Source organism: Bullifex sp. (assembly GCF_034103065.1).
Classification (GTDB): domain Bacteria; phylum Spirochaetota; class Spirochaetia; order Sphaerochaetales; family Sphaerochaetaceae; genus Bullifex.
Genome location: NZ_JAXEGN010000236.1, coordinates 1 through 3,382, shown reverse-complemented (window position 1 = coordinate 3,382; position 3,382 = coordinate 1). Strand labels below are relative to the sequence as shown.

Sequence of the window (3,382 nt, the reverse complement as noted above, 5' to 3'; positions counted from 1 at the left end):
ATTGTAGGTCTCACCGCAGGTGGTCCAGGCACATCAACAAGAACGCTTTCATATCAAATCTATGAAGACGCATTTACTTATATGAAGTTTAGTATTGCCTCTGCAGAAGGTGTATTGCTCACTATCATGATAGTTGCAATAAATACAGCTCTAAACAAAGTGAGGGATGTATGGGGAAAATGATTAAACAAAAAGAACCACTTAATTTATTTGCAATTATTATGTGGGCTCTAGGTATTCTATCGCTTTTTCCATTTATCATGATGATAGTAATATCATTTAGAACAAGTGGTGATGCTTATAAACCTATTTTTGCGTCCGTACAGCCTACAATAAAAAACTATAAAACAGTTTTAGGTAATGAAAACTTCTTCAATTGGTACTCAAATACTATTGTTACTGTGACAGTTACTATCATTCTACGCTTAGCTGTAACAATTCCTGCAGCCTTTGCCTTTTCTAGAATGAAGTTTAAAGGTAGAACACTTATTTGGGCTTTCCTTGTTGCAACAATGATGGTACCAGGAGAAACAACAATGGTTCCAAGATATTTGTATTTTAAACAAATTCATCTCCTTGATTCCATTTGGGTAATTATTCTTCCTGAAGTAAGTGAAGTATTCTACTTAATGTTATTAACAGAATTCTTCTCTTCTGTACCAGAGGACTTTATTGAAGCAGCAAGAATTGACGGAGCTTCAAATTTAAGAATAATGATGCAAATCTTTATTCCACTTTCAGGAGCTTCAATTGCAACAGCTGTACTATTCAGCTTTATCAATATTTGGAATAACTTTATTGATCCATACTTGTTTATTAACTCAATTTCAAAGCAGTTAATTACACCAGCTTTAAAGTTCTTCCAAGAAAGAGGTGGTGCAAATATTCCTATGCAGCTAGCTGGTGCATCAATGGCAATTGTACCTGTAATCATCCTCTTTATCGTAACACAGAAATATTTCGTTGCCGGTGTTTCTTCATCAGGCATCAAAGGATAATAAAATGAGTGAATTTATGTCTTATGATCCATGGGCAAGTGTAACAACTCGTAATGGATTTAGTGGAGATGAAATTATTTCTATGCTCCAAAAATCAATTAGAAGAGGCTTAGAGCACAATGCTCTTGCAGCTGCTTATGAAATGTATATTACATCTCCACAGTTTGAAGATAAGCTTTGGAGAAGATTAATGGCTATTAGTGTTGAGGATATTGGTTTTGGCTGTGTTGAAGCTCCTAATCTTATCTACACATTAAACTGCATTAGAAAAGAATATCTTTACAACGATGGTGATAGACCAATGTTCTTTGTACATGCAATCCGTTTCCTTTGCCGACAGAAAAAGGAAAGAAGTAGCGATAATGTAAAGAACATGTTGATTAAAGATTTCAAGCATGGTCGTGGTGTTGAGGTTCCTGATTATGCCTATGACCTTCACACTAAAAAAGGTCGTGAAATGGGACGTGATGAACTACACTTCTTAACTGAAGCTAGCCGTGTTATTCCACAGCTTGAAGGTGAAGATATTAAAAAGATTTATAATGACTATCTCGAGTACTGCAAAAATGAAGCTAATGATACTGATGAAAGTGATGTAGCTCCATTTGAATACAACTCTTGGCAGTTCTAAGACTATGGTGTGATAGATGAAAGTTGTATTAATATCTATAGATGCTCTTATCTATGATGACTTAAAGTATTTTTCTAAATTGAAAAACTTTGGCTCTCTACTATCGCACTCAGCCGTAATTAACAAAATTTGTCCAGTATTTCCAACCCATACTTATGTATGTCATACATCTATTATGACAGGATGCTATCCCAATAAAACCGGCATCATCAGCAACACAAAAGAAAATGGTGATTGGAATTGGTATAAAAGAGCTGTTAAAGTTCCTTTTTTAACAGACTATCTTAAAAAGAGTGGTTTCAAAACTGCATCTGTCTGCTTTCCTGTAACGGGAAATGCAGACATTGATTACTTAGTCCCTGAAATATGGGAGAAAGCTCCTAATATTGACCCATCAAATCTTTTCAAGTCTTCATCTAGTAAATTAGGTTATTCTTACTTTGAACGTTTTAAAGAGCTATTAGACTGGATGAGAACACCGGGAATGGATAACTTCGCATCCAAATGTTTTTCTTCAATAATGAAAGAAAACGACATCGATTTTGGCATGGTACACCTTTCATACTTAGACCATCAAAGGCATAAAAATGGTGCAGAGAGTGAAAAGAACCTACATGCAATTAATTTTATTGATGAAAAACTAGGAGAAATTTTATCTTCATTATCTAAGGATACAACAGTTATTATCCTAGGTGATCATGGACATAGAAACTTTAATTATTACTTTTCACTTGAAAAGGCTTTAAAGGATGAAAAGCTTGATAGCCAATTTAAAGTATATGATTACTCCTACATGGCTTTTATTAAAACAGATATTAATGCAAATAAAGCTAAGGATATCTTCTTAAAGTTAAAGGAAAAATATCCAATTGAAAGTGTATTAACTGAAGCTGAAGCAAATGAGAAATATAACCTCGCTGGAGACTTCTCACTTGCCCTAACAAGCTCAGATAACTACACCTTTACCCATGGTGATATTCTTTATAAAGAAGCTATAGATAACCACTCATCACATGGATTTTTACCAGAAAAAGCTCCATTTAGCCCGCTAATAATTTCAAATTATGAGACCGAGCTAAAGGAGTGTAATAGCGTTGATATCGCACCAACAATTCTAAGCTTATTCAATATTTTTCCCACCAATATGGATGGAAGTGTATTATCTATCACTCCAAGCCATATTCGCTAATTTTACTAATAAGTGTTCTTCTAGAAATACCAAGCTCTTCAGCTGCATGGGTTCTATTTCCTTCCCATCTTTGAAGGGCTCTTGAAATTGCTTGTCTTTCAATTTCCTTTAAACTTACAGCTTCTTGTAAAACTTCCTTTTGCTTTGCTTGAACATCAGGACGACTAACTGAAGAACGCAAATCTAAATCAGAAAGTGTAATAACGCTTTGCTCTGCAAAGATCATAGCACGCTCTAGCACATTTTCAAGCTCTCTAACATTACCATAGAAGTTATGTTTCTTTAGAGCTTCTAATGCTTCAGGTGAAAAACCTTCAATCTTTGAACCCATAGAACGGTTGTAGCGAGCAATAATTGAAGCAGCAAGAAGAGGGATATCATCACTTCTATCTCTTAGTGGAGGTATAACAATTCTAACAACATTTAAACGATAGAATAAATCCTCTCTAAAGGTTCCTTTTTGAACCATTTCTTCAAGATTTTTATTTGTAGCAGCAACAATTCTTGCATTAATAGGCATAGGAGTAGTACCACCTAAACGAGTAATCTTTCTATCTTGAAGGA

Annotated in this window: 4 protein-coding genes and 1 pseudogene; 4 read left to right on the top strand and 1 reads right to left on the bottom strand. The window is 34.6% G+C overall.

Annotated features, from left to right (window positions below):
• From SOY52_RS09135 to SOY52_RS09120, 4 genes and pseudogenes are all read left to right on the top strand, one after another.
• Positions 1 to 183 (top strand): annotated as a pseudogene (locus tag SOY52_RS09135) (sugar ABC transporter permease); the annotation flags it as partial.
• On the top strand, positions 180 to 998 hold the full coding sequence (locus SOY52_RS09130; protein ID WP_320848649.1) for a carbohydrate ABC transporter permease: 819 nt from the start codon (positions 180 to 182) through the stop codon (positions 996 to 998). The pseudogene SOY52_RS09135 and the gene SOY52_RS09130, both read left to right, overlap by 4 nt.
• 4 nt (positions 999 to 1,002) lie before the next feature.
• A complete protein-coding gene (locus tag SOY52_RS09125; RefSeq protein ID WP_320848648.1) occupies positions 1,003 to 1,629 on the top strand; it encodes a hypothetical protein in 627 nt (208 codons plus the stop codon).
• Positions 1,630 to 1,645: 16 nt separating this feature from the next.
• Positions 1,646 to 2,818, top strand: coding sequence for an alkaline phosphatase family protein (locus SOY52_RS09120; RefSeq protein WP_320848647.1), 1,173 nt, complete (start codon positions 1,646 to 1,648; stop codon positions 2,816 to 2,818).
• Here the strand turns inward: SOY52_RS09120 and SOY52_RS09115 are convergent.
• The coding region (locus SOY52_RS09115) for a sigma 54-interacting transcriptional regulator (RefSeq protein ID WP_320848646.1) at positions 2,796 to 3,382 on the bottom strand (587 nt) is incomplete at its 5' end. The two genes, SOY52_RS09120 and SOY52_RS09115, sit on opposite strands and share 23 nt — an antisense overlap.